The organism is Skermanella sp. (assembly GCF_059503625.1).
Genome location: NZ_JCACHA010001081.1, coordinates 1 through 5,650, shown reverse-complemented (window position 1 = coordinate 5,650; position 5,650 = coordinate 1). Strand labels below are relative to the sequence as shown.

6 protein-coding genes are annotated in these 5,650 nt (G+C 65.4%); all 6 read right to left on the bottom strand.

The window, feature by feature from the left end; genetic code table 11:
• Window positions 1-169 precede the first annotated feature (169 nt).
• Window positions 170-1,027: a KilA-N domain-containing protein gene (locus AC5JJ6_RS39005; RefSeq protein WP_496047198.1), complete on the bottom strand. Its 858-nt coding sequence runs from the start codon at window positions 1,025-1,027 to the stop codon at window positions 170-172.
• 1,225 nt (window positions 1,028-2,252) lie between these two features.
• Window positions 2,253-2,558 (bottom strand): HU family DNA-binding protein, encoded by a 306-nt coding sequence (locus tag AC5JJ6_RS39000; protein ID WP_496047197.1) that lies wholly within the window; start codon window positions 2,556-2,558, stop codon window positions 2,253-2,255.
• Between the two features lie 158 nt (window positions 2,559-2,716).
• Window positions 2,717-3,361 (bottom strand): hypothetical protein, encoded by a 645-nt coding sequence (locus AC5JJ6_RS38995; RefSeq protein ID WP_496047196.1) that lies wholly within the window; start codon window positions 3,359-3,361, stop codon window positions 2,717-2,719.
• A 216-nt stretch (window positions 3,362-3,577) separates the two neighbouring features.
• Entirely contained in the window at window positions 3,578-3,796 is a 219-nt protein-coding gene (locus tag AC5JJ6_RS38990; RefSeq protein WP_496047195.1) for a hypothetical protein, read from the bottom strand.
• Entirely contained in the window at window positions 3,793-4,416 is a 624-nt protein-coding gene (locus AC5JJ6_RS38985) for a hypothetical protein (protein WP_496047194.1), read from the bottom strand. The genes AC5JJ6_RS38990 and AC5JJ6_RS38985 overlap by 4 nt, the downstream gene beginning before the upstream one ends.
• 900 nt (window positions 4,417-5,316) lie before the next feature.
• Window positions 5,317-5,650, bottom strand: a 334-nt coding sequence (locus AC5JJ6_RS38980; protein WP_496047193.1) for a hypothetical protein, incomplete at its 5' end; no start/stop codon positions are given.

The window sequence follows — 5,650 nt, the reverse complement described above, 5'->3', positions numbered from 1 at the left end:
TCAACAGCGTCGAATCAGAACGCGCGATTCCAAGCAACATCAAAGTGCTCTAAGCCCCAATCCTGATGCAGCGGGGGCCGCCCGGAGTTGGAAACGCAAAAAGCCCCATGACCTCGGGCTGAGGTCATGGGGCTCTTGCGTGTCTTTCACCAGAAAAGGCAGTTGGTGGCTATGTCGCTTGGTCGCCGGGAGCAGTTCGCTCGCGGCGCCGGTGCTCGAACACCGCGCCCTGGAAGGCGCGGAACTCGGGCACCCGCATGAAGCGGACGAGGTAGCCACCATGGGTCAGCTCGGCATGGCACGCCGCGCAGATCAACCACCCATGCTCCGGCTTGTTCAAGCTGCGGTGGAAGAAGTGGTCGAACTCGGCGCCGGGCACCACGCGACCGGCCTCGGTGAGAACGCGCTCGCGCAAGCAGCAGGGGCACTGGCCGTCGAAGGGCTCGGCCGCCACGACCTTGGTGATGATGCTCCGACCCAGCCCGGTGAACTCCAGCCGGTTGCCTAGTACGAGTTCCTGCGCGGATAGCTGCAGGAACATCAGGTCCGCCGCGTGCCGCTCGAGCGTGTCGAGCCGGTCATGCAGTGTGCGAAACTGTCGGGCGAGGTGCTGCCGCAGCGGATCATGGTCCGTGGCGGACCGGCCGCCGTGCCACACCAGGGCGGTACGGACGACGGTGTTGCACCAGAGATGGAACTCGGGCGACAGGTAGCGGGCATAGGCCAGGGCGAGTTGCCAGTGCGCCCAGGTACCGCCGTGACGGCCGCGGGCGGTGGCAACGAAGCCATCGGGGTCGAGGCGGGTAATATCATCCTGGATGATATTTTGGCTGACCGGCCCGTCGGGGTCGGTCCAGTGCGTCTGGGCGTGGGTGCGAAAGCGTGTGGTCTCCTCGAGGACCAGCCAGTGGATGGGGCGCCGGTACTCCGGGCAGCCTGCTGCCCGCCACATGTCGGTCAGGTTCAGCATGGTGCCGCGGAGGCGGATGGGCCTGCCCTGGTAGCTGAGGATGCTGATGGGGGTCATGGTGATCTCCAACAGGGTTTCGGCCTTGCTCAAGGGGCCGCGACGGTCGGCTCGGAGCTGCCGAGACGGGCTGGAGGGGTTGGGCATTCAGCCCGGCAGGCTGCCAAAGCAGCCACCGGGCTGGAGCGGACCTTGATAATCGTGGGAGGTCGCACAGCCAGCCGGCCGTCGAGGAACCGGGGCTGGCCGGAATGTCGCGGTGTGACCCTGATGAAGCCGGCACCGCGTGCGGCCGGCGGAGGCAAGGACGCCTGGACCAGCCGCACCGTTTGACGCGGCATGGCCGCGTGGGGCTGCCGCACGCAGGCGGTAGATCCGGACCGTGCTGCACGTGGAGCAGCCGGCGCCGGATGGCCCTCGTCGCATGCATCCCCGTGTCACCGCTGGCAGGGATGAGGGTTCGCAGAAGCGGCCGGCTCAGTGCCGGATGCGCGGTGCCGGGCAGCCATGGCGCCGATGACGACGCCATGGGCACCCGCCCGAATGCGAGGACGAGGGAGGACGAGAGACCGATGGTCCAGCCCTGAGCCCGATCAGGGGCGGCGCGGGATAGCCCCGCAGCCGGCCAGCTTGTGCTCGACCCTCGGGAGTGAATGAAGCGCTATGCGATCAGGGGAGCGAGGGTGCCGGCAGGGCCATGCCTCTCGTGCAGCAAAGATGGGGTTGCTGCCTTCTATTTTCAAGATTGCAATGAAAAGATTGGGCAGCGTGGGGTGCCATGCGAAGCCTGTTCGCGCCGGGAATGCCATCCCGCCCGACGAGTGCGCACCCTCCCGCGCGCGTAGGAGATGGTGCGCACCCCCCGCGCACCCCTGCGCACCTGGAGTGTCGCACTGCAGGAACGGAGCACACTACCAGCGACAGGACTGGCATCCGGGCACCATCATGGCCGGCTCAGCCTCGCTGGTACGCACCCTCCCCGCGCGCCTAGGACATGGTGCGTACCCCCTGCGTACCTCGCCATGCATGCCTGCGTACCATTGGCGGCTTGGAGGGGAAAATCGGAGAGACCGTCGTCAACTCAGCGGCCGGCAAGGCGCTCCCGGCCCGCCCTCCCCTCTCCGGGTGCGGCTTATGCCAGTCCTTGCCGAGGCATGCTCCTCGCGTGGTTAGGATGCCGAGAACCGCCACGTCGGCCGGCAGAGGCCGACGGCGCGCGTTGCTCAGCCAGCCGCCACAATCGGGCCAGCGCCGACCTCGCTTGAGTCGATCCCGGATGCAGGGGTTAGGCAGCGCTACTGCCCAGCTCGTCCGCCCTGCTGTTGACGGCGGCCTTCAATTTGGCGCCAACCGAAAAGCGAACGACTTTCGAGGCGGCGATCGTCAGCGCCTCGCCGGTCCGGATGTTGCGCCCCTGGCGCTCGCCACGCTCCTGCCGCTCGAAACTGCCGAAGCCGGTCAGCTTGACGTCTTCGCCCCTCCCCATGGCAGCGGTGACCGCGCCGCAGAAGGCGTCGACGGCGCGGCTGGCATCAGCCTTGGTCATGGCGCCCCGCTCGGCAACGAGTGCGACAAAATCGTCCTTGGTCAAAACGCCCCTCCATGAATGGTCCGGCCGCGCCATACAGCCCTCGACGATGCGAGGCCAAAGAAAACCGGCAGCCGGCACCTCGACGGAGCCATCGCATCGCCGGACAGTGTGCTGTTGCCCAGTTCCGCGAACCCGGTCAGGCCGTCCCCGGCGCGTTCTCAGGCGTCGTCGACAAGGGCATCAAGGTCCACTTGCTGGATCGAGAACCAGATCGGCTCAGGACTGCGCGCGGCAGTACGCAGTAGCGGCTTTGCCGCAGACAGCAGCTCATCGAGTGAGCGAAAGGGGTTCACCGCCTCCTCGCCATCGCTGGTCCGCATCAGCAAGGCATACCCTGCCTTGCCCGCCCGTGGCGGCGATGCTGGCCCTGCGGGTTTCGACGCCGCGGCGCCGCGCCCAGCGCGGCTGGGAGCGGAAGGTCTTGGCTGCGAGCCCGGCTGGTCAGGCTTGGTAGGCGTGGCCGGCGGCGGTCGCTCCGGCTCGGGCAGCGGCAAGCCAGGCGCGGTGGCGGCCGGCGGGGGTGGAGGCATGGGCCCCGCTGGCGCCTCCGGCAGGCCAGCGAAGAGGTCGGCCGAAGTGGCGAGCACGGATACGGGCTGGGGAGCAGGCTCCACTTCGACCGGGCCGGGAGGTAGCACGGCTGAGCTGGCCTCACCGGTCTCCTGCCGGCGCTGCTTGGCCAGGATGGCGTAGATATTGGCGGGCGTGCAGCCATAGGCCGCTGCGACCTCAGCCACCTTGTGTCCCTCGACGTCGACCCGGCGGACGATCGTCGCATGCTCCTCGCGTGGGATCCTCGGCATCCCCCTCCTCCATGGCTTGGTCGTTCCGGCACAGACAAAGAACGACGACCGAGCCCGGGGATACCATTGGGTGCAATGGATTCAAATTTGAGTCTAGGTGGTGCAGCCAGCAGCTTCGGGGCCGGTCTGCCATTATCGCCGACAGCTCTCCGCTTGAGGACAGCATTGCGGGTACTCCGCAGGGCCGAGACCCTACGCAGCCAAGCGAGCGCGGCCTCAATGACCAACCGGGGGATCCAGCAGGGCCTCGGCCTGTTGGATCAGGGCGCGCAGTCTCGCGGCGACACGCCGCGCCTCGCCCCGGAGCCGCTGGCCCTCAATGACTTCGGCACTTCGGCCGCCATGCTTCCAAGTCGCCCGCCGGCACCGCTCCAGCCCCTCCAATGTCCGTGCGCCGGGCCGGGGCTTGGCCAGGGACGCGAGAGGGTCGCTCATTTTCGACCTCCCCCCGGGTCCATGCGTCCCGCGATCACGGCGGCTCCGCCCTCCTGCACGTTCACATACTGGACCGTCACGACTTGCTGGCCGCCGTTCCGCAGCCTCTCCAGGGCAAGCATGCCGCGCTGTGAGGTCTCCAGGGCCCGTGCCGCAGCCCGCGCCATCCGGGCTGCCTCTATACTCTGGACCTGCTGCCGGGGCTCGGATGCCCAGGGTTTGACGTCGGCCGCAAAGCTGCTCGCCCGGGCGACCAGGGTCATTCCAAGCGTGTGCATCGCCGCGATCTGGTGTGCCAGGTTGCGCTCCAGCGCATTGCGCGCACCGATGCTCTCCGTCATCTCCAGGCCCAGGGTCAGCGCCGCGCCCGACACCTTGGCCGTGAGTGCCAGCCGGTGCTCGGTGGCTTCGGCAGCCAGGAGGTCCGGCGATTGCTGCACCTCATCCTGGTAGGGGGTAGCCTTCTCAGGGTCAGCCGAGAGCACCTCGCCTCCGATGCCTGCCCTCAACGGGCTGCCGACCACCTCGAGCGGGTCGCAGAGGCGATCGGCATGGCGCTCGAGGAATGTGGCATCATGGCTCAGGCGCTCGGCGCCATGGTGATTACCCTGCTCGCTCATTTGGCAAGCTCGCAAACGCCGCTTAGTGGCGTCCGCCCTCATCAGGCGGCCAAGCCTGCCGCCATCATTGCGGATGCGTCTGCTTGCGAGTGGGCGCAAGCTTGGGTCGTATGGAGTTTCCGGGTCGTTGTTCATGGGGGCTCCTCGCTGGAACATTGCTATGGACTGATGGCCGGCTCGCCATGATGAAGCGGGCGGCTTACCCGCTTCTCGATGCAGTCCGTAGGGTAGGCTGTTTAAACAATTCAACTCGTTCCTTTTACGTTTGGTCCAGTCCGCCCATTGGCATTTGGCGCGAAGTGGGCTGCGGAGAAGCTTGCGCGTCGTCGTCCGACCTAGTCGCGCCTTCGCGCGCTGGCTCGAAGCCGAGCAGGGTTGACGTATCGCGGTGCCGAAGCGCCGCGACCGCCACCTCTGGCGCTACGGCTTGGAAGAGAGCCGAAGGGCCTTCAGGTTATCCTCCGTCCCGGGTGGTAAAATGGACCTTCGCCTGGCTATCACGGTCGCGCCGGCACGCGCGCGACCACGAACGCCTGCCCGCGACTGGCGAAGACATAATCCACGCAACGATGTCCCGCCTCGTGCTCCCGCTCATCGTCGCATGATCGGCAATCCCACAAAGTCAGTTAGGGGTGCTGTGGCTTCATTTGGGACCAACGTTTATCCACAGGTGGCGCTATTCCAATCATTCTTTATTCTTTTTAGTTCTAACTTTATATGAGAAATTGTTGCGCGAAATCAGCCACTTGCGGTTCAAACTGTGAGGAATTCGGGGACTCAAGTGAGGTTATCGGGGAGCAAGTATGAGGTTTTCGGGGGCTTCTATGAGAGATTCGGGGTCAACTATGAGGTTTTCGGGGCAGCGGCATGGCCTGCTTGTGGATAACTTCACAACACTAACTATGAGGTTTTCGGGGAACGTTCTAACGTCCTGTCAAACGGTTTTCGTCGTGCCAGACGGTTGGCTGAAGGCACAGGATTTACGACATGCTCGACAGCATTGGCGAAACGAGCACGCCGACCAATCCTCGGACGCTGCAGCTCCGCGTTTGCGTCCCGCAACGCTTCACCGACCTTCTTCCACCAGCCAACGTTGATTTGAGTTACACGCTTACCGTGTTTGACAGGCAGCACGGATAAACTGAACGGTGCAATGGCGTTAATTTCTCGTAGAGCGGGTTTAAGAGCCCGTCTATGAAGAACTGCTGTATTCTGAATGCGTTGCGGCAGGACA

Coding starts and splice junctions, on each gene's coding strand:
- AC5JJ6_RS38990 (WP_496047195.1), bottom strand. CDS start 3,796: ATGAGCGACCCTCTCGCGTCCCTGGCCAAGCCCCGGCCCGGCGCACGG.
- AC5JJ6_RS39005 (WP_496047198.1), bottom strand. CDS start 1,027: ATGACCCCCATCAGCATCCTCAGCTACCAGGGCAGGCCCATCCGCCTC.
- AC5JJ6_RS38995 (WP_496047196.1), bottom strand. CDS start 3,361: ATGCCGAGGATCCCACGCGAGGAGCATGCGACGATCGTCCGCCGGGTC.
- AC5JJ6_RS38985 (WP_496047194.1), bottom strand. CDS start 4,416: ATGAGCGAGCAGGGTAATCACCATGGCGCCGAGCGCCTGAGCCATGAT.